This is a genomic window from Kibdelosporangium banguiense (genome assembly GCF_017876405.1).
In the GTDB taxonomy this organism is placed as follows: Bacteria; Actinomycetota; Actinomycetes; order Mycobacteriales; family Pseudonocardiaceae; genus Kibdelosporangium; species Kibdelosporangium banguiense.
Window position 1 is genome coordinate 3,604,614 of the sequence record NZ_JAGINW010000001.1, and the last position, 24,813, is coordinate 3,629,426.

Sequence of the window (24,813 nt, forward strand, 5' to 3'; positions counted from 1 at the left end):
ACATTCCTTTGTCGACCTTCTGTTGTGCGACGGGGTTCGTGCTGGTGGACCGGGCGATTCGCCCAGCGGGTCACGAACCTAACGGTGAGTAGCAAATTTCGTTGCCGTGCTTGGGAAATCGGGTGTGACGAGGCAGGTATGCGTAACGGGATTTTCGGCTGGATTGTTGCGGCGCAACAAAAGACGATGTGGTCATGGGTCAAGTGCTGTATCAGGAGATGGGCGTCTCGCTCATGCCGTACGCGTTGCGGCTGACCGGTTACGACCGGCACTGGGCGGAAGACGTTGTGCAGGAAACCCTGATCAGAGCCTGGCGCAACGCCAACAGACTCGACCCGCGGCCACAGTTGATGCGTGCCTGGATGTGCACGGTCGCCCGGCGTGTCGTGATCGACGACCGGCGGAGCCGGCGGGCGCGCCCCTTCGAGGTCGAAGAGGCCCATGAGGACTATGTCAGCGTGCCGGATCCGGCTGACCAGACCGTTTCCTCAGTCGTCGTGCACCGGGCGCTGGACAAGCTGCCACACGCCCAGCGCGAGGTCATCCTGCAGACGTACATGCATGGCAAAACGGTCAACGAGGTCGCGCAGACGCTGGGTGTGCCACCGGGAACCGTGAAATCCCGGATGTACCACGGAGTCCGGGCGCTGCGCCGGACGCTCAGCGACCGGACGTGAACAGAAAGCTGCGGGCCCGCGGTTCGCGGGCTTCGGCCAGCGCGGCGGTAACCACATTGGAGTGCCGGAAAGCGTGCGCCACGGCGACCCACCAGGCGTACTCACTGTCCAACCCGGACCCGTCCTGGGTCGCTTCGCCTTCCACCGGCGGACCTGAGGCCCGGCGGGTGTGCATGACGGCGGCTTTCAGTTGTGCTGCTTCCACTGTGGCGCCCAGATCCACGCCGGTCAGCCCGCGCATCGTGCCGATCCGCTCGGCGGCCGCCCGGACTTCCGGGTCGAACCGCGGCGCGAGTGTCCAACGCCACTCGCTGAGCTCCAGCAGCTGGCGCCGGACCCGGTGATGCGGGTCGAACCGCTTTCCCCTGGCCACGAACACAACCGCGGGGTTGACGTACCGCAACGACCGGTGCATCGGCCGCAACAGCAGGAAAACCTGCCAGCGTTCGGCGGCCAGGCCGAGACGTGGCTTGAGCCGCTCGATGCCAGGCAGGGCCGCCGCGATCGCGCCGGGGATGAACCCGAACGCCGACACCGCGCGAGCGGTGGGGGAGACCCAGTCCAGCGAATCCCAGCCGAACCACACCGCGAACAGCCCGACGTACTGGCCGAGCAGGTGCAGCAGGGCGAAGCCGACCGCGATCTGCAGGCACCGCAAGACCCGCCGCAGCCAAGGGAAACCGGAGATGTCCGGGTCCTTGGCCGCCTTGCCGCAGCCACGCGTCGAAGCCGCGGTGGCGATCGTGGTCGGGATCAGGTAGACGAGGATGAAAGCCGAGACCGTCGGCTGGTGGGCGTACTGGCTGATGAAGTCGACCATGTGGCCGCCCGGGAACGACGACAGGGCGAACAGCAACGCCAGCATCGCCACGATGCCGAAGAAGATCTTGCTGAACAGCCACACCAGCTGGCAGGCCCGGCGGATGGGGTAACGCCAGTAGGTCACCAGCGAGAGCGCGCCGCAGGCGAAACCGGCTTCCATGCAGGCTTCGAGCAGGGTGGAGAAGCTGGGGATCCCGACGGCGTGGTCGAACCAGACAGTGAACGTCGGCACGGACATCACCGCGGTACCCACCGCGTACGCCAAGGTGATGGTCAGGGCCCACGAACGGGCGTGGCCGCCATGCCGGTGGAGCCGGAAAGCCTTGTATGCCAAGGCAAGCCCGCCGAGGACGGCGCCGCAGAGGAAGATGACGTCAAATGAAGACGTCATGGGCGTCCTCACCGGCGGTGGAGAACGACGCGACGATCCGGCGGACGTGCCCGGGCATGCCGGCGTCGCTGAACGTGCGGTGGTCGGTGATGGCCTCGAGCAGCTCGTCGGCGAGCTCCTCGGCGGCCCGTTCGTCCTGGTCGTTGAACGAGGTCCGGCCGGCGACGTAGCGCGCCATGTTGGGCAGCAGGCCGGGCGCCAGGCGGCGCAGGCTCTCGGCCTTGGACAGGGTGAGTGGCTGGTGGCCGAGCATCAGGTGGGCGAACTCGTGCAGCAGGATCTGCAGCCGGTGATACCAGCGTGGTGAGTCGGCGCAGATCACCAGGTAGTTGCCGTTGGCAAGCAACGCCGACACCCCGGTCAGCCGGGCGTCCGGCAGCGGGGCGAACCGGACTTCGACGTGCTTGCCCAGATGCTGGCCCATCAGCTCGCACACGCGCCGCGCGGCCTCTTGGTACGTGGCCGTCGGAGCGAGTTTCAGCTCAGCGGTGACGCTGGTGACCAGTGCACGGCGGGTGCGTTTGTTCATCTTGACTCCTGGTCCCGCCGAATGAACCAGCCCTCGTACTTCCCGGGCTCCAGCGCATCGGCGATCGCCTGGATGGTAGCCCTTCGAGTCTGCTGCGACAGCTCCGGAACCTTGCCGGCCAGCCGCGTCACGAACTCGACCACTCCTAGTTCTCGCAGTTGCACCAGGTCGGCACGCTCGCTGTCGACCCAGCGCGCCAGCCTGTCATCAAAGAAGTACGCAGGAGGCACGTCAAAGTGTTCAGATAACCCGAGAATGTGTTTCAACCTGGGGTTGTCGCTGACACCGTTGAGCAGCTCGCGGATGTAGCTGGCCGAGATGGAGCCGAAGCGGCCGTTGGCGCTGATGGCGCTGGCCACGTCCTCCGGCGAGACGGTCCCGTGCGCGGTTTCGAACAGCGTTCGAAGCGCGTCGTGCCGCCAGTGTGGTGCCTCGCCTTCGGCCAGCTGACGGCGGCCGCCGACGAAGTACGCAGGGTGCACGTCCAGTGCGCCTGCCAGGTCCTCAATGGCCTGACGCGTCGGATTGTCCTTCTGCCCCTTACGAAGCTGGGCGATGTAGGCGTGTCCCATGTCACCGCCGCGGTCCCGGATGGCCGCGGACAGTTCTACGTTGCTCAGTCGCCTGCGCCGCCCCGGTGGGTGGCGGCACAGATCATCGAGGACCGCGGCGAACAGACCCTCCCCGACTCGGGTCATATCCCCCTCCTCACTCATTTGCGTCGACAATGTACTCGTTCGAAACACTCAGGCAAGGGTTGAACACTGTGCGTCGCAGCCCTATGCTCCGGTCGGCGTATTTCTACTCCTGTTGGGGGTGATACACCAGATCTTCTACGTCAGTTGAAGTCATGGTGTAAGCGCCGCCGCCTGACCAGGGTGCAACATTTGAGCTGATAGGCAGGTTCACATATGCGCGCACGGCATAGAGCAAGCCGTCGTGGATCTCGTGCTGTAGGCGAGCGCGGGAAGCTCCGTGTTGACCCCCGGGTGATCGTTTTGACCGTCACGGGAGTGGCGACAGCGACCGTCGCCGCGACGCTGATGAACGGTCTCGCGGGTGCCAGCGAGACAAAAAACGAGACAAATTCATCTCCCAACGCCTCGGGGCAGATCCAAGCCCCCGCGACGGCCGCAGCCGGCACCCCGCAGCCGGCGGTCAGGCCCGCGACAACTTGGTATTCGGACTGGTCCTCGTTCGGATCAGGATCCAGCGGGACGAACTGCGATCCGATGGCGCTCCGGTGGTGCTGAGTTACCCCTGATCCTCGGCCGCGAAGAAGGAGCGGAGTCAGACATGAAACAACAACTGAGTGGGCGGTCCAGCGCCCACGGCGGGGTGGAGACCACCACGCGGCGATCCGGCCGGGCCGGCGCGCCGACCCGCCCGGACGAGTTCTGGGATGCCGCCGCGATGCGGGCCGCGTCCTCGGAACGGCACTTCGGCCAGCTGCTGCGGGAGTACCGCAGAGCGAGCAACGTCGGCCAGGCCGAAGTGGCCCAGTGGCTGGGTGTCAGCCAGGGCCAGATCAGCCGGATCGAACGGGACCGAAGTCAGGTCCACGATCTGGACAAACTCGAGCGCTGGGCCAAGGCGCTGAAGATCCCGCAGCGGCTGCTGTGGTTCCAGCTCTCGGGCGCCCGGCCGACGGAGTTCGCGGGCGCTGAGGGTTCCTTCAACGCCCTGCGGACGGTGAGCCGTTCGGATGACCAGGTGGGCCTGGGCATGCGATCGCTCTTCCGGTGGCTGGGCAACGAGGTGACCGACGAGCCCGAAACCGCTACCGAGAACGTGTTCCGGGCAGCGGCGGAGTCGTACCTGCGCGGCGGCTGGTACGCCTTTGACGAGGGAGAGGTCGCGCTGGGCAGCCAGCGGATGCGGATCGCGCTCAACCTGAGCAGGCGTTCGGGTGAGCTCGCGTTGTCGGCGGAGATCCTGGCGGCACTGAGCTTCCAGTCGCTGTTCCACGGCACACTCGAGTCCGCGGTGCCGGTGATCCGGATGGCCGAGCAGGCCGCCGAGAAGAGCGGGCTGACGCAGCTGAAGGTCGAAGTGGCCTCGATGGCGGCGTCCTGCTACGCGATGATGGGCGACCGCGACACGTGCCTGACAGTGCTGCGCCGGGCAGAACGCGCACTGGAGGCCATCGGCTCGTCCGACCCGACCGACCGGCTCTACCTGGCGTCCGGCTGCGCGCTGTCGTTCCGGTTCCTGGGCTGGCCACGGGAGGCCGAGGGCTTCGCGCGTACGGCGGTCAAGTTGAGCGAACGGTGGCCAGGAGTCCGGCTGTGCACAAGGACATTGCTGGCCTCGGCGCTGGCCGACCAACGCAAGATCGAGGAAGCCTGCGCGACCACGTCCCAGGTGGTGCCCCGGGTGGCCCCCATCCGGCCGGTTCGCGACCAGGTCTGCCTCACTTCGGTGGTCCGCAGGCTGTCGAAGTACGGCGACGACGTCTCGGTGCGCACCCTGTACAGCCAGCTGGCCGGTGTCGGCATCGCCGTCCCGCGCATCTGAGGACTGATATGGCCCGCAAGTACCACCGGCAGCCACGGACCGGGCGGTTTTCTACTACCAAGATCCCCGAAGCTTGGCGGTAGAAAACTGCGCCGTTGTGGTGTGCCGGTGGTACCCGCGGACCTGCTTACCGCGGGAGACGGTGCTCTGGTGTTCGCCGGTCCGGTGTTCGCTGGACATCAGCCCGCGGCGATCATCCGCTGGATCTCGTGGTCGAAGTCGAACCAGTTGTCCTCGGCCCCGGGCAGCACCACCTCGTAGGTGGTGTCCAGGAAGTCGGCGATGTCCTGGGCGAACGCCTCGAACCGGGCCTGGCCCTTGGGCGTCACGAACTCGATCATGACCATCTCGGCGTCTTCCGGGTCCGGCCACATCCGCACATCGCCGTCGCCGCTGCGCACGATCAGGCCGTCGGCCAGCAGGTCGCGCGACAGGATCCACTGCACTGCCCTGGCACCCTCCGGCTCGAACAGCGCGTACACCGCGAACGGGTCGCGTGTGTCGTAGCGCAGCTCGACGTCCACCGGCACCGGGTGGTCCGACACCAGGTCGAACTGGACCTTGGTGGTGATCTCGTGGTGGTCTTCGCGTGTCATCGCTGCCTCCCTGCCTCAGCTCCGTGGCCTTGCGGCGATGAGACGCCTCCCCATGGCCTGTCTGATGCCGATATAGCTGATGATCACTCGAACGTGTCGGATAGTGGCCCCGGTCACCCGGAATTCCGCCCTTTTGGGCGCGCGGCGAACGTACGACGGTAGTCGGTCGGCCCAACGCCGACGGCCTTGTGGAAGTGATGACGCAGCAGGGCCGCGCTGCCGAAACCGCTCTGACGGCCGATCTCCTCCACACTCATCGTGGTCTCTTCCAGCAGCCGTTGGGCGTGCAGCACGCGTTGCGCCGACAGCCAGCGCAGCGGTGTGGTGCCGGTCTCGCCGACGAACCGCCGGGCGAAGGTCCGCTCGGACATCCGTGCCCGGCCGGCCAGCGCCGCCACGGTGTGCTCGGTCGCGAGGTTCTCCAGCATCCAGGTGAGCACCGGTTCGAGGCTGTCGCCGGTGCACTCCGGGATCGGCAGCTCGACGAACTGGCGCTGGCCGCCGTCCCGCTGCGGTGGGACGACCATCCGCCGCGCGATCGCCGCGGCCGGGCCTGAGCCCAGCTCCCGGCGGACCAGGTGCAGGCAGGCGTCGATGCCTGCGGCCGTGCCCGCGCTGGTGACGATGTCGCCGTCGTCGACGTAGAGCACGTCCGGATCGAGTTTGGCGTCCGGGAACCGGGCCGCGAACTGGGCCGCGTGCCGCCAGTGGGTGGTGCATTGCCTGCCGTCGAGCAGGCCGGCCGCGCCCAGCAGGAACGCGCCGCTGCAGACCGACAGCAGGATCGAACCGCGGGCGGACGCGTCCCGCAGGGCCTGCAGGATCGCGGGCGGGTACTCGTCGCGGATGTTGGCCGCGGGGACCGCGATCAGATCGGCGTCCAGCAGCGCGTCCAGCCCGTGGTCAGGGGTCAGTGTCACGCCGATGGAGGTGCGTAAGGGGACACCCGGCTGCTCGGCGCAGACGCGGAAGTCGAACGCCGGCACCCCCTCGTCGGTCCGGTCGATGCCGAACACCTCACAGGTCACGCCGAACTCGAACATCGCCAGGTCCTCGACGAGCACGGCGGCCACGGTTCTGAGCATGCCCCCAGCCTAGTTGGCAGGATTTTGTCGAACAAGGTCAGTACTGCCACTGTTGGCAGGAAATCGATCAGCGCAGAATTACTGCCATGGTTGAAATCATCCTCGCAGTCATCGTCCTGGCACTCCTGGTCTACGGCCTGGAGCGCAACCACGCCCGGCAGGCCAAGCCGCGTCCGCGCCTGTTCGGCTCGACAAACGTCGACGACCGGGAACCGTTTCGAAGCCCACCTGCGCTGTCGCCCTGATCGGCCCGATGGTCGTGTACCCGGGGGCCCTTTCCGTTACAGGATTGGGTGACCGGGTATTCGCCTGTCCGGGTTAGACGCTGCCGTGCAGTGATACTGGCGGTATGACCGGCGTTCGGTCCGTCGGGTTTCATGATCACCTGTCCGGGGCGGGCGGCCCCGGCTGATAGCGTCCACTATGGACGTCAGAAACTTAGCTACTTGCAAGCATTTGCTGAGCCCTGCATGCTCATAATCGGTGCGGGGCCGGCCGGTCTGGTGCTGGGCAACATGCTTCGGGCGGAAGGCATCCACTGTGTGATCGTGGAGCGGCAAAGCCGTGCACACGTGGAAAGCCGTGCGCGCGCTGGATTTCTCGCCGCCAACAGCGTACGTATCCTGGCTGGGAACGGCCTTGCCGCCGGGCTCTTGGCCGCCGGGCAGCAGCACGACACATGCGCTTTTCGTAGTGACCGTGGACAGTTCGAGCTCAACTACGGCGAGTTGGGCCGCGGTGAGATTCATACCGTTTACCCGCAACAAGATCTGGTTCGCGACCTGATCGCGGAGTTCCTCGACCGGGGTGGCGAGATCCTGTTCGAGACCGACGTCGCGTCGGTCGACGCCCGCCAGGCGCGAATCACCTTGCGCGACGGGCGGCAGCTGAGCGGGCGGTACGTCGCGGGCTGCGATGGCCGGCATGGGGTTTCGCGGCAGGCCGTTCCGGGCCGGCGTTTTCAGCGGGACCATGGCGTTTCCTGGCTTGCGTTGCTGGCCGAGGCCCCGCCCAGCATGGCTGCGGTCATGTATGCCATCCACCCGAACGGATTTGCCGGGCATATGGCGCGAACCGCCACAATCACCCGTTACTACCTGCAGGTTCCGCGCGGCACCGATCCGGAGATGTGGACCGACGATCGCGTGTGGGACGAGCTGCACCTGCGAATGCGGGCCGACGAGTACGGCGAACTCAAACAGGGGCGGTTCATTGAGCGCCGGGTGGTGGACATGACCTCCGACGTGCTGGACCCGATCCAGCACGAACGGCTGTTCCTCGCGGGCGACGCGGCCAGCCTGATCAGCCCGTCCGCCGCGAAAGGCGCGAACCTGGCGCTGATGGAGGTCGAGCTGCTCGCGCATGCCTTGGCACGCGCGGTCAATCACGGCGACGAACGCCTGCTGGCGAGGTATTCCCAGGACTGCCTGCCCCGGATCTGGCGGGCGCAGGAGTTCTCCCATTGGATGATCAACCTGCTGCACGGTCCCTCCGGGGACGGCCACGACGCTTTCTTCGCCCGGTCGCTGCAGCGGGCCCGGCTGGAAAGCCTGCAGAACTCCCGTACCCACCAAGACTTCTTCGCTGAGAACTACGTCGGGATCTGAATTTTCATGAGACTTGATCTGGATCTGCTCCAGGGCATGCTCGGATTCATCCGGGCCAACGACACCGGCAGCGTGCTGCGGCAGTTCGGAATCGATCCGAGTGTGGCCGCGCACTGCAGGTTCGACCACGGCGCGGTGCTGGTCTTTCCGTCCACTGTGGCCGAACTCTGCGCCGAACTGCGTGAGCACGGGCTGGCGCCTGGCGAGGCCGTGCCGAGCGTCGTCGTGCGTGACCGGCTGTGCCGCCGGTACGGATACACCGACATTGAGGTGGCCATCCTGCGGGCTCCGGTCACCGCGGCCGGTGATTCCCCTTGTGAGATAGAGATTTTCGCGCTGCCGTCGGCGCCGCGCGAGATCGAGCTCGCCGAGCGTGCCGAGCAGCACGAAACCCATGTGGCGCTGCAGGTCGTCACGCCGGACCCGATTGTCCTCTCAGGACTGACGACTGCGCTCGACCGGGCCGGGCTCACCCCGGACGGTGGTGGCTACAACGCGCACGTCGACTCGACTGTGCTGTACTTCCGCAAGGCCGCGCAGCGGTTGGAGCTGATTTCGCAGGGGTACCACGCCGAGGCGCTCACCACGCACCTCCGGCAGCAACCGGCGTACCGCCTGCTGAGCATGATGACCGGAGCGTGGGAGACGCAGGCGATCGCGGTCGCCGCCGAGCTACGGATCGCCGATTACCTGGCGCAGGGCATGTCCACTCAGGACATTGCGGTCGGAACCGGGACTTGTCACGACAGCCTGCTGCGCCTGATGCGCTACCTGGCCAGCTTGGGCGTGCTGCGTGGCCCGGAGTTCGAGCTGACCGAGCTCGGCGAGCTGTTGCGCACCGACGCGCGGTATTCGTTGCACGCGTTGGCTTTGCTCTACGGTGGCTCGTTCTACCAGTCGTTCGGCGAGCTGAGCCACGCGGTGCGCACCGGCCGGGAGTCGTTCGCGCACGTCTTCGGCAAACACCACTTCGACTACTTCGCCGAGCGCCCGGAGCTGGGGTTCAACAAGGCGATGGCGTCCAGCGCCTCGATCTTCGGGCAGGTCGCCGAGGTCTTCGACTTCTCCTCGGCGAAGGTCGTCGTCGACGTCGCCGGTGGCAACGGCGAGCTGCTCAACCACATCCTGGACGTCCGGCCGCACGTGCACGGTGTGCTGTTCGAGCGGCCGGACGTGATCGGCTCGCTGCGCCGTCGGGAACGATGTGAGCTCGTGGCCGGCGACTTCACCACGGGTGTTCCCCAGGGTGGCGACGTGTATCTGCTGTCGCGCGTCCTGCACGACTGGGACGACCAGCAGTGCCGGCAGATCCTCAGGCAGCTGGCCGGATCCATGCCCGAGGACGCGGAACTGCTGATCATCGAACGGTTGCTGCCCGAGGACTCGTCGCCTTCCCTCGCCTTCGCCTGGGATGTCCACATGCTCTGCAACGTCGGCGGCCGTGAACGCACGATGGAGCACTACCGCGAAATGCTCGCCGAGGCGGGCTTCACGCTGGCCGCAAGCCACGAACTTCCCCTGGACTTCGCACTGCTTCAGGCAAGGATCGCGGCACCGCACCATCAGTGAGGCGATGTCACTTCCTGGTGCGGCTGCGGTACAGCCAGGTGGCGAACGTGAAGGAGGCCAGCAGCAGCCCGATCGACCAGGCCAGGGCAATCCAGCCCTGGTTGCCGATCGGGGTGCCGGTCAGCAGGCCGCGAGTGGTCTCGATGATCGGCGTGATGGGCTGGTGCTGGCTGACCGCGTGCAGGAGCGACGGCATTGTGTGGGTGGGCACGAAAGCGCTGCTCAGGTACGGCAGGAAGAGCATGAAGAAGCTCAGGACGCTGGCCGACTCCACACTGCCGGCGATCACGCCGAGTCCGGCGGCGAGCCAGGACAGGGCAAGGACGTAGAGCAGCAGCAGACCGGCGGCGAGCAGCCATTCGCCGAACGTCCCGTTTGGACGGAATGCCATCGCGATCGCGGCGCCGATCACGACCGTGGTGGACATGGCGTTGCGGGTGACGCTGGCGGTCACGTGCCCGGTGAGCAGCGCGAAACTCCGGATCGGCAGGGACCGCAGCCGGTCGATCATGCCGCTGTGCATGTCGTCGGCGACCGCCATCGCCGTCGAAGCGGCACCGTATCCGGTGCACAGCAAGATGATTCCGGGTACGACGTAGTTGATGTAGGCCGTGCCGGTGTTGATCGCGCCGCCGAAGACGTACACGAACAGGGCCATCATCAGCAGTGGCAACACGATGGACATGATCAGGGTGTCCAGGTTGCGCCGGCTGAGCCGGTTACAACGGCCGATCATGGTGAGCGAGTCGCTGATGGCGTTGCCGATACCCCCATGGTTCACAGCCACGCTCATGCGCTCGCTCCTTGCTTTGCGGGGGAACGGTTTGCCGTCACGCTCATGAAGACGTCGTCGAGTGTCGGGCGGTGCGAGGACACCCGCGCGACCGGGATGCCTGCGGCATAAAGGGCGTGGATGACCGACGAGACCGGCCTGCCGCCGGACATAGCCCTCCTGTGGGGCACGCGCGAAACACCACGCCGCGGCCCGAAACCCTCGCTCACGGTCGGCGACATCGTCAAGGCCGCGGTCGAGGTGGCCGACGCCGAGGGACTGGCCGCGGTCCCCATGGCGAGAGTCGCCGCACAGTTGGGCAACTCCACGATGGCGCTGTACCGGCATGTGAAGAGCAAGCAGGACCTGCTGATGCTGATGGCGGACATCGCGTTCGAACAGCCGCCGGACTTCTCGCCGGGCGGTGACTGGCGCGCCAACCTGCGGGCCTGGGCCCAGGCGGTGATGCTGGCGGTCAGCAGGCACCCCTGGTTCGCCACCATTCCGATCAACGCGCCGCCCTTCGGCCCGAACAACCTGCGGTGGTTCGACCGGGCACTGTCTACATTGGCCGAAACAAAACTTGCCGAGGCCGAGAAGGCCGGGATCGTGATGGGCCTGATGACCTACGTGCGCGGCAGCTACCGCATGAACGCGGAACTGGCCATCGGGTTCGCGCAGAACCCGGTGGCGTTCAGCCGTCAGTACAACAACGCGCTCACCCAGCTGGTCGATCCGCGGGAGTATCCGGCGTTGAGCAAACTCGTCTCAGCCGGTGTGTTCGACACGGAATCGCTCTGGGAGGACAACGACACCGGCATGGACCCCTACTTCGATCTCGGCCTGGAGATCTACCTGGACGGGATGGCGGCCTACATCGAGCGCCGTTCAGCCGATTGATACCGCCGGATCAGCGGAGTACGTCTGAAGGTGTGCGCAGATACCCGTTGACCACACCGAAATCCGAGGACATCGACACCGAGGCGGTGGCCCTGCTGGCTGAGGCGTCAGTCCTCCGCGCGAAATTCGGCGACACGGACGTCTGGCTGGCGCTTGGCCACAACGAGGTCCGGCAGGTGCTTTCCGACCAACGGCTCAGCCGCGAGGCGGCGATGGGCCCGGACGCGCCGGTCACCGTACGGTCCGCGTACGACCCGGACATCCTGACCAGCCAGGACCCACCGCGGCACAGACACACTCGCAAGCTCATGGCCAAGGCGTTCAGCCCACGGATCGTCGCCCTGCTGGAGCCCCGGATCCAGGACATTGTGGACGATCTGCTGACCGGTATCCTCGCTGATGGGCCGCCGGTGGACTTGGTGCAGCGGTACTTCGCGCCGTTGCCGATCATGGTGATCTGTGAGCTGCTCGGGGTGCCGTACGCCGACCGGGCCGCGATCCGTGGCTGGGCCGAGCGGTTGATGTCGACGGCGCACACCGCCGAGGAGATCGGCGAAGCGGTGCAGCAGATCCGGGCGTATCTCGGCGGTCTGATCGAGGCCAAGCGCGCGCAGCCCGCGCAAGACCTGACCACCGAGTTGATCGCGGTCACCGGAGAGGACGGCGGACTGAGCGAGACCGAGCTCGTCGCCAACCTCCAGTTGCTGCTCATCGCGGGACACGAGACGACCGTGAACCAGCTAGGCAACTCGGTGCTGGCTTTGCTGCGCAATCCCGGCCAGTTCGCGTTGCTCAGACAGCGACCTGAATTGATGAGCCAAGCCGTCGAGGAACTCCTGCGGTACGCCAGGCTCAACTCCGCGCTGCTGCCCCGGGTCGCGGTCGAGGACGTGCCGCTGGGCGGTGAGGTGATCGAGGCAGGCGAAGGTGTCCTCGCCCTGCCCGGCGCGGGCAACCAGGACTCGGTCATGTTCACCGCGCCGGACAAGCTCGACATCACCCGGCCGAATGCGAACCAGCACGTCACCTTCGGGCACGGCACCCACTACTGTCTCGGCGCTCCACTGGCCCGGCTCGAACTGACCACCGCGCTGACCGCGTTGCTGACCAGTCTCCCGGATTTCTCGCTGGCGGTCGCCGAATCCGAGCTGACCTGGCGGGAGGGCACGTCCATCCGCGCCCTGCGAAAGCTCCCCGTCACCTGGTGAGACCCACCGTGCCCGGGCCGGTTTTCCTCCTGAGTACCGTGAGCCGGAAAGTGGTACTCACGAGGCGGACCGAAAGGGGAGGAGATGGCGGGACGTGTCACACAGGCACAGGTGGCGCGGATTGCCGGCGTCTCGCGACGCCGCCCGGCGTATGCACGTTCTGCGCATTCCACACAACGGCACGTTGACGACCACGATCACCATGGGATGAGCACGGCAGGCCCTCGTGCGTACACGAGGGCCTGCCAGGGTGTTCGTCTTACTGCGGTGGCGCTATCTGGCGCGCGGCCGCTATCACCAGCGGGTCGAGCGAGGCCGCGTCGGACTGGACGCGGGCGAGCAGATCGGCCTTCATCCGCGGGTCCCAGAACTTGCGGATGTGGTTGGCGATCGCGGCCGCCGCCTCGTCGGCGGGGCGGTGGTGGAACTGCACCGCGATCTCGTTGGCCATCCTGACCTGCGGCGACATCGAATGGGCCATCTCAGTCCAATACCGTCACGGGGATCTGGTCGAAACCCGCGCCCTGCTTGGGCGGCACGGGGGTACGCAGTCCGACTTGGACAGCCGTCACCTTGTACTCCGGGCAGTTGGTCGCCCAGTCGGAGTTCTCGGTGGTGACGACGTTCGCGCCGGTCACGGGGTGGTGGAACGTTGTGTAGACCACGCCGACCGGCATCCGGTCCGACAGCACCGCGCGCAGCGCCGTCTCGCCGACACGACTGGACAACGAGACTTCATCGCCGTCGTTGATGCCACGGACTTCCGCGTCGTGCGGGTGGATCTCCAGCAGATCCTCGGGGTGCCAGGCCACGTTCGCCGTCCGGCGGGTCTGGGCACCGACGTTGTACTGGCTGAGGATCCGGCCGGTGGTCAGGATCAGCGGGTACTTGCGGGTGCTGCGCTCGTCGGTCGGCACGAACGTGGTCGGCACGAAGTGACCCTTGCCGCGGACGAAGGCGTCCACGTGCATGATCGGCGTTCCCTCAGGGGCCTTCTCGTTGCACGGCCACTGGATGCTGCCGAGCTTGTCCAGCCGGTCGAACGAGACACCGGCGAACGTCGGGGTCAGCGCGGCGATCTCGTCCATGATCTCGCGCGGGTGGTTGTAGCTCATCGGATAGCCCATGGCCTGGGCGATCTCGCAGGCGACTTCCCACTCGTGCTTGCCGGTCTTGGGCGCCATCACCGGCCGCACGCGGTTGATCCGGCGCTCGGCGTTGGTGAACGTGCCGTCCTTCTCCAGGAACGAGGTACCCGGCAGGAAGACGTGCGCCATCTTGGCGGTCTCGTTGATGAACAGGTCCTGGACCACAAGCAGGTCAAGGGATTCCAGCGCCGCGAACACGTGCTTGGTGTTCGGGTCGGACTGCGCGATGTCCTCGCCCTGCACGAACAAGGCGCGGAACGAGCCGTCGATCGCGGCGTCGAACATGTTCGGGATCCGCAGGCCGGGCTCCGGCAGGATCGTGCGGCCCCACACGGCCTCGAACGTCTCGCGGACCGCGTCGTCGGACACGTGCCGGTAGCCGGGAAGCTCGTGCGGGAACGAGCCCATGTCGCACGAACCCTGCACGTTGTTCTGACCGCGCAACGGGTTCACGCCGACACCGTCACGGCCGATGTTGCCGGTGGCCATGGCCAGGTTGGCCATGCCCATCACCATCGTCGAACCCTGGCTGTGCTCGGTCACGCCCAGGCCGTAGTAGATCGCCGAGTTGCCACCGGTGGCGTACAACCGCGCAGCCGCACGGAGATCCGCCGCGGGCACGCCCGTGATCGACTCGGTGGCCTCCGGGCTGTTCTCCGGACGGGCGATGAACTCGGCCCACTCCTCGTAACCTTCGCACCGCTCGGCCACGAAGTCCTTTGCCACCAGGTCTTCGGTGACCACGACGTGTGCCAACGCGTTGACGATGGCCACGTTCGTGCCTGGCTGCAGCTGAAGGTGGTACTGCGCCTCGACGTGCGGCGAGCGGACCAGGTCGATCCGGCGCGGGTCGATCACGACCAGCTTCGCGCCCTCGCGCAGCCGCTTCTTCATCCGGGAGGCGAACACCGGGTGGCCGTCGGTCGGGTTCGCGCCGATCACGACGATCACATCGGCCTTGGCCACGGACTTGAAGTCCTGGGTGCCCGCCGAGGTGCCGAACGTCTGGTTCAGGCCGTAACCGGTCGGCGAGTGGCAGACGCGGGCGCACGTGTCGACGTTGTTGTTGCCGAACGCGGCACGCACCATCTTCTGCACCACGTAGACCTCTTCGTTGGTGGTACGCGAAGAGGTGATGCCGCCGATCGAGCCTGAGCCGTACTTCGCCTGCACCTCAAGGAGTTTGCGGGCGGTGTAGGAGATCGCGGTCTCCCAGTCGACGACCTGCCATTCGTCCTCAATGGACTCACGGATCATCGGGTTCATCTGGCGGTCGGGGTGTGTGGCGTAGCCGAACGCGAAACGGCCCTTGACACAGGAGTGGCCTTCGTTCGCGTCGCCGCCCTTGTAGGGCACCATCCGGACGAGCTCGTCACCGCGCAGCTCGGCCTTGAACGAGCAGCCGACGCCGCAGTACGCACACGTGGTGACCACGCTGCGAGTCGGCATTCCCAGCTCCACCACGGACTTCTCCTGCAGCGTGGCCGTCGGGCACGCCTGCACGCACGCGCCACACGACACGCACTCGGAGCTCATGAAGTCCACGCCACCAGCGGAGACCTTCGACTCGAACCCGCGGCCCTCGATCGTCAGCGCGAACGTGCCCTGGACCTCGCTGCAGGCCCGGACACACCGCGAACACGCGATGCACTTGGACGCCTCGAAGTCGAAGTACGGGTTACTGCTGTCGGTGAGCAGGTCGAGGTGGTTCTCGCCCTCGTAGCCGTAGCGGACCTGCCGCAGGCCGACCACGCCGGACATGTCCTGCAGCTCGCAGTCGCCGTTGGCCGAGCAGGTCAGGCAGTCCAGCGGGTGGTCGGAGATGTACAGCTCCATGACGCCTTGGCGGAGTTTCTCCACCCTGGGCGTCTGCGTACGCACCTTCATGCCTTCGGCGACGGGCGTGGTGCAGGAGGCGGGCGTGCCTTTGCGGCCGTCGATCTCGACCAGGCAGAGACGGCACGAACCGAACGCTTCGAGACTGTCGGTCGCGCACAGCTTGGGAATATCGATTCCGGTCATGGCTGCGGCCCGCATGATCGAGGTGTTCGGCGGCACCGTGATCGGCATGCCGTCGATCTCTACTGTGACTGTCGCTTCGCCTGGCTGGGCGGGTGTGCCCAGATCGGGTTCCTTCATCAGGGTCATGACTTGGTCTCCTGTGCCCGTGTGAAGTCGTCCGGGAAGTGTTTCAGCGCGCTGAGCACCGGATTCGGCGTCAGGCCGCCCATCGCGCAGAGCGATCCGTCGATCATCAGCTCGCACAGGTCGTTCAGCACGGCCAGGTTGGAGTCCGGGTCCTGTCCGGCGACGATCTTGTCGATGGTCTCCACGCCACGCACCGAGCCCACCCGGCACGGGGTGCACTTGCCGCACGACTCCTCGGCGCAAAACTCCATCGCGAAGCGCGCCATGGCGGCCATGTCAACGGTGTCGTCGAAAACCACGATACCCCCGTGCCCGAGCATCGCGTTCGCAGCGGCGAACGCCTCGTAGTCGAGCGGGAGGTCAAGCTGGTCGGCTGGCAGGTACGCACCGAGCGGGCCACCGACCTGCACCGCTCGTACCGGGCGCCCGGACCGGGTGCCACCGCCGTAATCGTTGATCAGTTCGCTCAGCGACATGCCGAACGCGGTCTCGAACACGCCACCGCACGCAATGTTGCCTGCCAGCTGGAAAACCTGCGTGCCCAGCGAGCGGCCCATGCCCAGCGCGGCGTAAGCCTCCGCGCCATCGGCCAGGATCGCGGGCACCGAGGCCAGCGTAAGCACGTTGTTGACGACCGTGGGTTTGCCGAACAGGCCCGTGATCGCGGGGATCGGCGGCTTGGCTCGGACCATGCCGCGCTTGCCCTCGAGGCTGTCGAGCATCGAGGTTTCCTCGCCGCAGATGTAAGCGCCCGCGCCGACCCGGACGAACAGATCGAACTTCAAGCCGGAACCGAGGATGTTCTCGCCGAGCCAGCCGCGGGCGTAGCCGATCTCGATGGCCTGGCGCAGCGTGCGGACGGCATCCGGGTACTCGGAGCGAAGGTAGACGTAACCTTCGGTCGCGCCTGTTGCGTATGCCGCGATCGTCATGCCTTCGATGAGGCAGAACGGATCACCTTCGATGAGCATCCGGTCGGCGAACGTGCCGCTGTCGCCTTCGTCGGCGTTGCAGCAGACGAACTTCAGCTCGCCGGGAGTGTTGAGGACCGTGTTCCACTTGATGCCGGCGGGGAATCCCGCGCCGCCCCGGCCGCGCAGCCCGGAATCGGTCACCTGCGTGACAACCGCCTGCGGCTCAAGCTCCAAAGCGTTGCGCAGCCCGGCCATGCCACCGTTGGCGAGATAGTCGTCGGCGGAGAGCGGATCGGTGACACCGACCCGTTTGAAGCAGAGCCGTGTCTGGTCCTTCATCCACTTCAGGTCGTCGACCAGACCGACCTTCAAGTCGTGGTCCGGGTTGTCCAGCAGCTCGGCGGCCTGATGCGGTGCGACCGGGCCGTAGCCGACGCGGCCTTCCGGGGTGTCGATCTCGACGAACGGCTCCAGCCAGAGCATGCCCCGGGAGCCGTTGCGGACCACGCGGGCATCCAGGCCACGGGCCTCGGCCTCGCGCCGGATCGCCTCAGCGACCGCGTCAGCGCCGACCGAAACCGCGGCCGAATCCCGCGGGACATAGATCGTGGTCATGCCTTCCCCGTCTCCGCACCGAGAATAAGAGCGTCCAACCGGTTCTCGTCGAGCTTGCCGTGCATCCGGCCGTTGATCTGGGCAGCGGGCCCCAGCGCGCAGTTGCCCAGGCAGAACACCTGCTCGAGGGTGACCGAGCCATCCGGCGTGGTCTGCCCCAGCTTGACCCCGAACACCTGCTGGACGTGCTCGGCGAGCTTCTCGGCGCCGACCGACTGGCAGGCCTCCGCCCGGCACAGTTTGACCACCGTGCGCCCAGCAGGCTCAGCCCGGAAATCGGTGTAAAAACTGATCACGCCATGCACATCGGCCCGGGAGATGTTCAGCTCGCGGGCGAGAATCGGCACCATCTCAGGCCCGACATAACCGAACTCGGCCTGAATGCCATGCAGGATGGGCATCAGCGCACCACGGTCGCCGCGATGCGCGTCGACCACCGCACGCACCCGGTCGGCCAGTGAAACCGATACTGCTGGCTCGGGCGTCATGCTCATCTCCCAACGATACATCTGCATACGGTATACACAACGGTACCCAGTCCGCTCGCCCGGCGAAAGGCCCGGCAAGTGATCACGAGCCCTGACTTTCAGCTTCAGGTTAGGTCTTCCCGCCCCAGGTCGCGAGAGCCCGACCGCGGTCCGGCCAGATCAGCGGCCGTGTTTCGGATGGTGCTGCTTACCAGCGCTCAGCAACCCGCCAAGCCTGTGTCCGGCCTCTCACCCGCGGGACCTGAACACCCGCCCTCCCAGGTCGCCGGACGCCTCCGGCCCCCGGAATCCAGCGTATCGACGAGGTCTGACATTCAGCGTTGCCTGCGTGCGTGCGCGGGTGAGCTGTCCACAGGCAGGGAGTTGTCCACAGTGCGGGCGGGCTTGGCCGAAACTTGTCGTATATCGCCCGTAGGCTGGGTTTCGGGGGCCGAGGCCGCCGGGGTGCTCGTTTTCGGTTGCTGAAAGTTCTCTTGTGGCTGGTGTGGTGGTTGCGTTGGGCTCAGGTCGGCCTGGTTCACCGGATGCGGTTGCGGGAAAGTGGGCTTGGGACGGCTCTCGGGCTTGTTGTTCCGTTAGCCGGGGGAGAAACCTCAGCCGATCTCTTTCGCCCAGGCGCTGACGACGGCGTGGTAGTCCGGCGCGTTGGGGGCGTAGTTGATCGAGTGGCCGTAGCCGTTGAGGATGTACGTCCTCAACTGGGCCTCAGGTGCGAAGAACGGCGCCTCGGACACGCGCAACGCCTCCGCCGACGAGCAGTCGCTGCCGAGCGGCGCGCCACAGAAGTGGTTGTCGTTGCCGACGATCAGCATGACCGGTGCGTTGATCCGGCGCGTGGCGGGGATGACGACGTTGGTCAGCGCGATAGTGTCGATCGCCTCGGTCGCCGCGAAGACGTCCTTCGTGGTCTCGTCGAAGGTGATCGCGCCCGTGATGTTCGGGCCCGGCGCGTGGAACGAGGTGTAGCGGGTGCCTGGGCTGGTGGTCAGGTAGCCGGGGTCCAGACCGCCGCCGAGGCCCAGCGGCGCCGGGATCATGTTGGCCAGCACCGGAAGGACGGTGATCAGGTTCATCCGGTGGGTCATCCCGGTGACGAGCACACCGTCCACGTCGCGGTAGTTGCCCGCCTCGATCATCGCCATCGCCGCGCCGATCGAGTGCCCGCCGATGATCACCTTCTGGAACTGGGGCCGCACCTGCTGGATCACCTCGTGCGCGGCCTGGGCCTGCGCGGAGGCGGTGACCAGCAGGCTCAGCGGTTTGGCGCTGCGTCCGGTGCCGAGCCGGTCGAGAGCCAGGGTGGCGAACCCGGCCTTGTTCATCGCCGCCCGGTACGAACGGGTGTCCGGCGAGAATTCGATGTCCCAATATGAACTGTTGTACGTCCCGCCGGGGATCAGGACTTGTACCGTGGTCGCACCGCTCGGCTTGCACAGCTTTCCGTACATTGTGCCGAGGGTGACCGGGAAATTGAGGTCCTGGCACGTTACCGCGGCTTGTGCGGGCAGCGGCGACAATGCCAGGCAAACACCCAATGTGGTGAACGCGGTGGCCATGAACCGGCGGAATTGCCGGCGTTTTCGGGCAGCATGGAACCAACGCACGACAGAACGACCTCCTATGAAGAACACTCTTGTGAAAACCTACTGATTACGGGCGGTCACGGTCATCGGCATCCGGCTCGGATATGCGGCGGAGGTGAACTTCACCCGGACGGGCTGATCCGCGACCGGGACCAGCCGCCAGCGCGCGGCCACGGTCGCCGCCGCGATCACGATCTCGGTCTGCGCGAATGTGTTTCCCATGCACTGGCGAACACCCGCGCCGAACGGGATGAACGCGCCACGAGGAAGTTTTTCCATCTTTTCCGGTTGCCATCGGTCGGGGTCGAAACGGTCCGGTTCGCCGTAGAACCGGGAGTCGAAATGCAGCATATGCGGACTGACGGTGACTTCGGCACCGGCCGGGATCGCAACGCCGCCGAGATCCACCGCCGCGGTCGATCGGCGCATCAGAATCCAGACCGGATACATCCGCAGTACCTCGTTGACCACTTGCCGGGTATAGGTCAGTTCCGGCACGTCGGCGAATGTCACCGGCCGTCCGCCGAGCACTTCGTCGACCTCGGCGTGCAGCCGCCGCTCCACTTCCGGGTGCCGGGCGATCTCGTGGAACAGCCAGGCCAGTGCCAGCGCGGTGGTCTCGATGCCCGCGGTCAGCATCGACAGCACCTCGTCGTAAACCTGCTGGTCACTCATGCTTTCGCCGTCATCGTCGGCGGCCAGCAGCAAGGTGGACAGCAGGTCGCCGCGGTCCACGCCCTGCGCCCGCCAGTCCGCGATGACCTTGAACACGACCGCCTTCATCCGGGCCACCGCCTGGTCGAACTCCCGGTTGCCGGCAATGGGCAGCCGCTCGACGAAACCGGGCGAGAGCGCGCGGATCATCCCCTGCTTGATGATGATGAAAATGGAGCGCCGGGCCTCGTCTGTCGCCTGTTTTCCCAGCTCGGTGGAGAACAGCGTCTCGCCGACGATCGTCACGGCCAGGCCCTGCATGTCGTGATCGATTTGCCGGACCTCGCCGGGCCGCCACGATTCAGCCATCTCCCGTGCCGCGCGAACCATCGTGGCGCTGTAGTGCGCGATCCGCTCGTGCCGGAAAGCGGGTTGAATCAATCGGCGTTGACGCAGGTGAAAGGGGCCGTTCGACAGCAGCAGGCCAGTCCCGATGTACGGCTGGAACTTGTCGAACATGGCTCCTTTCCGGAAATTGCTCCCATCGGTGAGCACCTGGTAGGTCAGTTCGGGACTGGTCACGAAATAGGTGGGCATCGTGCCCAGGAAGATCTTCACCACGTCGCTGTGTTTCGGCAGACCGGCGGTGAATCCGAATCGATGCCGTAGCATCGACGGCGTGTGCCCCAGCACAGGCCAGCGACCCGGTGCCACAGGGACGGGCATCCGTACTCCTCGCGGAGAAGATGAGAGACGGTACACAATAGGACCCATTCGGCGCAGATTGACAGCACCCGATCGGGTGGAGCGTGGTCACACCTATGGGTTAACAATCGTTCGTTCGCAGTAGGTAAGCTCTTAGCTTTCACAATCATGAAGAGGTGTTCCCGGTGTCGCAGCAACAACAGGACTGGGTCCCGCCTGGCGTCGATACCTCCGTGCCGAGCATGGCCAGGACGTACGACTACATGCTCGGCGGCGGGCACAACTTCGCTGTGGACCGGGAAGTGGGCATCAAGATCGAGTCGCTGATGCCTGGCCTGAAGCAGGCCGCCCGGGTCAACCGGGCGTTCCTCGGCCGGGTCGTGCGGTTCATGGCCGGCCAGGGCGTCCGGCAGTTCCTCGACATCGGCTCGGGCATCCCGACGGTCGGCAACGTCCACCAGATCGCCCAGCACGAACACCCGGACTGCCGGGTGGTCTATGTCGACCGGGATCCGATCGCGGTGGCGCACAGTGAGCTGATGCTCGCCGGCAACGACAAGGCCGCGGTCGTACAGGCCGACATGCGTGACCCGGAGTCGATTCTCGGCAGCCCCCAGGTGCGGGAGCTGCTGGACTTCTCCCAGCCGGTCGGCCTGTTGATGTTGCTGATGCTGCACTGGGTTCCCGACGAGGACGACCCGCGTGGCCTGCTGGACCGCTACTGGGCGCCCCTGGTGGCCGGCAGCTACTTCGCGGTCACCCATGCCACCGGCGACAACCAGGGCGAACATCTGGCCGAGGCGACCGGCGTGATCCGGCGCAGCAACAGCCCGGACCAGATGAACCTGCGTACCCGCGAGCAGATCAAGGCCATGTTCGGCCCGTTCGAGCTGGTCGAGCCGGGACTGGTCGGCTGCGCGATGTGGCGGCCCGGCGGGCCGGGGGACATCTCCGACGATCCGGACATGAACATGCTGGTCTACGCGGGTGTGGGGCGTAAGTCCGAATAGGACTCGATGACATGCCTGAACTCAGACACAGTCCGGACGTCCCGGAACCGAGGGACGAGGCCCGTGCCCGGCTGATCCTGGCGCGCAAATGGGCATACGTCATGCAGGACAACGTCTTCCTGTCGATCGGCGTCCAGGAGCTGGAACTCCGGCTGAGCGAGCTGCTCGAGGTGATCTGCGCGGTGGTCCGCACGGATCCGTTCGACCCCAGCGCCGCGGCGGAGGCCGGTGCCCGGTTGGTCCAGCTCGGCTGCACCAACGCCCAGGCGCTGCCGTGCACAATGGACGTTCTGGGTAAAGGTTTGCTCGCACTGCCGGAGTTTCAGCCCGTCGACCGGTTCGCCGAGCCGATCGTGCTCGGGCTCGGCGCGATGGCGAGCGGGTTCGCCGAGGCCAACCGGATGCTGACGTTCGAGCAGCAGGAGAACATGAAACTGTCGCTGCTCAAGGCGGTCCGGGATGCCAAGTGGCAGGTGCGCGAGAGCGAGGCCCGGTTCGACGAGGTCGCGATGTCCTCGGCCAGCGGGATCATCATCACCGACCCGGAAGGCCGGCTGCTGCGCACGAATGGCGCGATCGCCGGCATCCTCGGCCACAGCTCGACGGAACTGACCGGCCTGACGTTGTTCGACCTCGTCGACCCGGATCTCCGGCAGGTGCTGCGCGACGACTACCAGGACCTTCTGACGGGCCGGAAAGAGCGGATCAAACAGCCGCAACGCCTGCTGCGCAAGGACGGCGAGATCGCGCGGATCACTCTCACCGCGTCCGTCCTGCGCGGTGACGGCGACCGGCCGAGCCACTTCGTGACAGTCATCGAAGACGGCACGGAACTGATGCTGTTGCAAGGAGAACTCAACCGGCAGGCGTTGCACGACGTGCTCACCGGCCTGCCGAACCGGCAGTATTTCAGTACGCATGTGGAGATCGCCTTGCGCCGGGCCAACCCGGAGTTCGGCGTGACCCTGTTCCACCTCGATCTCGACGCGTTCGCGATGATCTGCAACGGGCTCGGCCGGCGGATCGGCGATCACCTGCTGGTATCGGTGTCGCAGCGGCTTCGGGGTGTCCTCGCGAGTGAAAAGGCGATGGTCGCACGCTTCGACGGCGACGAGTTCGGGATCCTGGTGGAGAACACGGCATCCACTCCTGCTGTCTCCAGCATGGTGGCCAAGTTCAACGAGGAACTCGCCGAACCGGTCTATGTGGACGGTCACGGTGTGGCGGTGTCGGCGAGCATCGGTGTGGTGCACCGCCCGCCGGCGAACTCCGATCCGGCGGAACTGTTGCAGGCAGCGGATTTCGCGCTGCGCCGGGCGAAAGCCGCGGGCCGTGGTCAGTGGGAACTGTTCCATGCCGACCAGGACGCGCGTGACCGGCAGACCTACACGCTGGCCGCCGCGATGCCGGGCGCGTGGGAGATCGGCGAGATCACTGTCGTCTACCGGCCGGTGGCCGAGCTGGCGACGGGCCGGATCGTCTTTGTCGAGGCGTTGCTGCGCTGGGACCGGCCGGAAGTCGGGACCCTGCACCATGAAGAGATCGTCGGACTGGCCGAGCAGACCGGCCTGATCCTGCCGCTGGGCGAATGGCTGTTGCAGCAGGGTGGCCGGCAGGCCGGCTGGTGGCGGCAACGGACCGGCCGGGACCTGCCGCTGCTCATCGGGCTGACCGCGCACCAGAGCACCGACGCCGATCTGGTGTCCCGCGTCCTGCGCAAGGTCGAAGGCCAGTCGCATCAACTGATCGTCGGCATCCCGGTGACCGCGTTGCGCGCGTCGGAAGCCGCCGACAACCTCGGCGTTCTCGCGGACATGGGCATACAGACCATGCTCGACGACTTCGGGACCGCGCCGGACGAGCTCGCATCACTCGAGGATGTGCCGGCGACGTACGTCCGCTTTGCTCGCAGACTCGTTGAGCGCCAGGCACTTTCGCCCGTCCACGCGCCGCTGACCGCCGCGTTGACGACCTCGGTGCCGCTTGTGCACCGAGCCGGTGCCAAAGTCATCGTCGACGGCGTGCACACGCAGGAGCAGGCCGACTGGTGGAGGATGGCGGGAGCCGACTACGCCATCGGCGCCCTCTCCGGCCCCGCCTGCCCACCCGGTGACCTGGCGGTCCGGCTCAGTCCTGAGTGAACCAACCAGCGAGCACAGGCGCGACTGTCTCTGGCTCGATGTGATGGTTCGCGCCTGCGGGCACGATTTCGTGCCGGCCACCGGTTCGTTCGGCGACAATACGGGCCGTCTCGGTGAGGTTCGGCCACGTTTCGGCGCCGCTCAGGACCAGAGCCGGGACTCGCGCGGGCTCGATCTTCTGCTCGGTTGTGAGCATGAGGTCGTACACCAAGGTGTGCGCCATTGCCTCCAGCGCGGGGAAGTAGGGCGACTGGCGGATCTGCGCGACCATGTCGGCATGCAGGCCGACTGCCTTGGTCTGGAAGGCTTCGACCGCGTCACCCCGGCGGCCTTCAGCGATCAACGCGGCGATTTCTTGTACCAAAGTGGTGTTCTGCGGCTCGTAGGGCGGCTCGTACAGCGCGAACTTCCGGACTCCTGTGGCTTTCAGGGCAAGCCGCGCACCTGACGAGTAGCCGAAGACGTATGCCGGACCGACTTCGGTGATCAACGCCTCCAGATCCTCGGCCTCACGGTCGATCGCGTACGGGAGCGTGTCGCCACTGTCGCCGCGGCCACGCCGGTCGTACGTGATCACCGTGAACTTCGGCTCCAGCAGTTTCACCAGTGCGGCGCACGTCGACCGGTCGTTGAACGCGCCGGTCACGAAGATGATCGGCGGCCCCGCGCCGGCCCGGTCGTACGCGATCTTGGTGCCATCCGGAGAAGTAACTGTGTTCATGCCCTCCCGACGA

22 protein-coding genes are annotated in these 24,813 nt (G+C 66.4%); 9 read left to right on the forward strand and 13 right to left on the reverse strand.

Annotation, left to right across the window (positions count from 1 at the left end; all coding sequences use genetic code 11):
• Positions 1-194: 194 nt before the first annotated feature.
• Positions 195-677: a sigma-70 family RNA polymerase sigma factor gene (locus JOF56_RS17080; RefSeq protein WP_209638952.1), complete on the forward strand. Its 483-nt coding sequence runs from the start codon at positions 195-197 to the stop codon at positions 675-677.
• Here JOF56_RS17080 and JOF56_RS17085 read toward each other — a convergent pair.
• From JOF56_RS17085 to JOF56_RS17095, 3 genes are read right to left on the reverse strand one after another with little or no spacing between them, the layout of a single operon-like run.
• The gene (locus tag JOF56_RS17085; protein ID WP_209638954.1) at positions 661-1,890 is read right to left on the reverse strand and encodes an MAB_1171c family putative transporter; all 1,230 of its coding nucleotides are present in this window, start codon (positions 1,888-1,890) and stop codon (positions 661-663) included. The genes JOF56_RS17080 and JOF56_RS17085 overlap by 17 nt on opposite strands.
• Entirely contained in the window at positions 1,874-2,419 is a 546-nt protein-coding gene (locus JOF56_RS17090; protein ID WP_209638956.1) for an ImmA/IrrE family metallo-endopeptidase, read from the reverse strand. The genes JOF56_RS17085 and JOF56_RS17090 overlap by 17 nt, the downstream gene beginning before the upstream one ends.
• Positions 2,416-3,117 (reverse strand): hypothetical protein, encoded by a 702-nt coding sequence (locus JOF56_RS17095; protein ID WP_209638958.1) that lies wholly within the window; start codon positions 3,115-3,117, stop codon positions 2,416-2,418. Before JOF56_RS17095 ends, JOF56_RS17090 begins: the two co-directional genes overlap by 4 nt.
• 598 nt (positions 3,118-3,715) lie before the next feature.
• Between JOF56_RS17095 and JOF56_RS17100 the strand changes: the two genes are divergently transcribed.
• Entirely contained in the window at positions 3,716-4,936 is a 1,221-nt protein-coding gene (locus tag JOF56_RS17100) for a helix-turn-helix domain-containing protein (RefSeq protein WP_209638960.1), read from the forward strand.
• A gap of 179 nt (positions 4,937-5,115) precedes the next feature.
• Here JOF56_RS17100 and JOF56_RS17105 read toward each other — a convergent pair whose 3' ends face one another.
• Both JOF56_RS17105 and JOF56_RS17110 read right to left on the reverse strand, forming a co-directional pair.
• A complete protein-coding gene (locus JOF56_RS17105) occupies positions 5,116-5,532 on the reverse strand; it encodes an SsgA family sporulation/cell division regulator (protein WP_209638962.1) in 417 nt (138 codons plus the stop codon).
• Positions 5,533-5,645: 113 nt separating this feature from the next.
• Entirely contained in the window at positions 5,646-6,617 is a 972-nt protein-coding gene (locus JOF56_RS17110) for a GlxA family transcriptional regulator (protein ID WP_209638964.1), read from the reverse strand.
• A gap of 86 nt (positions 6,618-6,703) precedes the next feature.
• Between JOF56_RS17110 and JOF56_RS17115 the strand changes: the two genes are divergently transcribed.
• From JOF56_RS17115 to JOF56_RS57965, 3 genes are all read left to right on the forward strand, one after another.
• The gene (locus JOF56_RS17115) at positions 6,704-6,862 is read left to right on the forward strand and encodes a hypothetical protein (RefSeq protein ID WP_209638966.1); all 159 of its coding nucleotides are present in this window, start codon (positions 6,704-6,706) and stop codon (positions 6,860-6,862) included.
• A gap of 225 nt (positions 6,863-7,087) precedes the next feature.
• A complete protein-coding gene (locus tag JOF56_RS17120) occupies positions 7,088-8,224 on the forward strand; it encodes a 4-hydroxybenzoate 3-monooxygenase (protein ID WP_209638968.1) in 1,137 nt (378 codons plus the stop codon).
• 6 nt (positions 8,225-8,230) lie between these two features.
• Positions 8,231-9,793 carry a methyltransferase gene (locus tag JOF56_RS57965; protein ID WP_245378284.1) on the forward strand — a complete coding sequence of 521 codons (1,563 nt, stop codon included), beginning with the start codon at positions 8,231-8,233 and terminating at the stop codon, positions 9,791-9,793.
• Positions 9,794-9,800: 7 nt separating this feature from the next.
• On the opposite strand, the gene JOF56_RS17130 is transcribed toward JOF56_RS57965, so the two are convergent.
• Positions 9,801-10,586 carry an ABC transporter permease gene (locus JOF56_RS17130; protein ID WP_209638970.1) on the reverse strand — a complete coding sequence of 262 codons (786 nt, stop codon included), beginning with the start codon at positions 10,584-10,586 and terminating at the stop codon, positions 9,801-9,803.
• A gap of 120 nt (positions 10,587-10,706) precedes the next feature.
• Here JOF56_RS17130 and JOF56_RS17135 point away from each other — a divergent pair, with 120 nt between their 5' ends.
• Positions 10,707-11,465, forward strand: coding sequence for a TetR/AcrR family transcriptional regulator (locus JOF56_RS17135; protein WP_209638972.1), 759 nt, complete (start codon positions 10,707-10,709; stop codon positions 11,463-11,465).
• A gap of 47 nt (positions 11,466-11,512) precedes the next feature.
• Entirely contained in the window at positions 11,513-12,673 is a 1,161-nt protein-coding gene (locus tag JOF56_RS17140) for a cytochrome P450 (protein ID WP_245378285.1), read from the forward strand.
• A 259-nt stretch (positions 12,674-12,932) separates the two neighbouring features.
• Here the strand turns inward: JOF56_RS17140 and JOF56_RS17145 are convergent, their stop codons facing one another.
• The 6 genes from JOF56_RS17145 to JOF56_RS17170 form a co-directional block, all read right to left on the reverse strand.
• Positions 12,933-13,154, reverse strand: a complete 222-nt coding sequence (locus JOF56_RS17145; protein WP_209638976.1) for a formate dehydrogenase subunit delta — start codon at positions 13,152-13,154, stop codon at positions 12,933-12,935.
• A gap of 1 nt (position 13,155) precedes the next feature.
• Positions 13,156-15,969: a formate dehydrogenase subunit alpha gene (gene fdhF, locus JOF56_RS17150; protein WP_209638978.1), complete on the reverse strand. Its 2,814-nt coding sequence runs from the start codon at positions 15,967-15,969 to the stop codon at positions 13,156-13,158.
• Positions 15,966-17,498 carry a formate dehydrogenase beta subunit gene (locus JOF56_RS17155; protein WP_209638980.1) on the reverse strand — a complete coding sequence of 511 codons (1,533 nt, stop codon included), beginning with the start codon at positions 17,496-17,498 and terminating at the stop codon, positions 15,966-15,968. The genes fdhF and JOF56_RS17155 overlap by 4 nt, the downstream gene beginning before the upstream one ends.
• Positions 17,495-17,992 (reverse strand): formate dehydrogenase subunit gamma, encoded by a 498-nt coding sequence (locus tag JOF56_RS17160; RefSeq protein WP_245378286.1) that lies wholly within the window; start codon positions 17,990-17,992, stop codon positions 17,495-17,497. Before JOF56_RS17160 ends, JOF56_RS17155 begins: the two co-directional genes overlap by 4 nt.
• Before the next feature lie 587 nt (positions 17,993-18,579).
• Positions 18,580-19,590 carry an alpha/beta fold hydrolase gene (locus JOF56_RS17165; RefSeq protein ID WP_307855135.1) on the reverse strand — a complete coding sequence of 337 codons (1,011 nt, stop codon included), beginning with the start codon at positions 19,588-19,590 and terminating at the stop codon, positions 18,580-18,582.
• 39 nt (positions 19,591-19,629) lie between these two features.
• Positions 19,630-20,949: a cytochrome P450 gene (locus JOF56_RS17170; RefSeq protein ID WP_209638982.1), complete on the reverse strand. Its 1,320-nt coding sequence runs from the start codon at positions 20,947-20,949 to the stop codon at positions 19,630-19,632.
• A 164-nt stretch (positions 20,950-21,113) separates the two neighbouring features.
• Between JOF56_RS17170 and JOF56_RS17175 the strand changes: the two genes are divergently transcribed.
• Together JOF56_RS17175 and JOF56_RS17180 are read left to right on the forward strand one after the other, a co-directional pair.
• A complete protein-coding gene (locus JOF56_RS17175) occupies positions 21,114-21,938 on the forward strand; it encodes an SAM-dependent methyltransferase (protein WP_307855136.1) in 825 nt (274 codons plus the stop codon).
• A gap of 11 nt (positions 21,939-21,949) precedes the next feature.
• A complete protein-coding gene (locus tag JOF56_RS17180; protein ID WP_209638984.1) occupies positions 21,950-24,079 on the forward strand; it encodes a putative bifunctional diguanylate cyclase/phosphodiesterase in 2,130 nt (709 codons plus the stop codon).
• Here JOF56_RS17180 and JOF56_RS17185 read toward each other — a convergent pair.
• Positions 24,066-24,800 carry an alpha/beta fold hydrolase gene (locus JOF56_RS17185; protein WP_209638986.1) on the reverse strand — a complete coding sequence of 245 codons (735 nt, stop codon included), beginning with the start codon at positions 24,798-24,800 and terminating at the stop codon, positions 24,066-24,068. The two genes, JOF56_RS17180 and JOF56_RS17185, sit on opposite strands and share 14 nt — an antisense overlap.
• Positions 24,801-24,813: the final 13 nt, after the last annotated feature.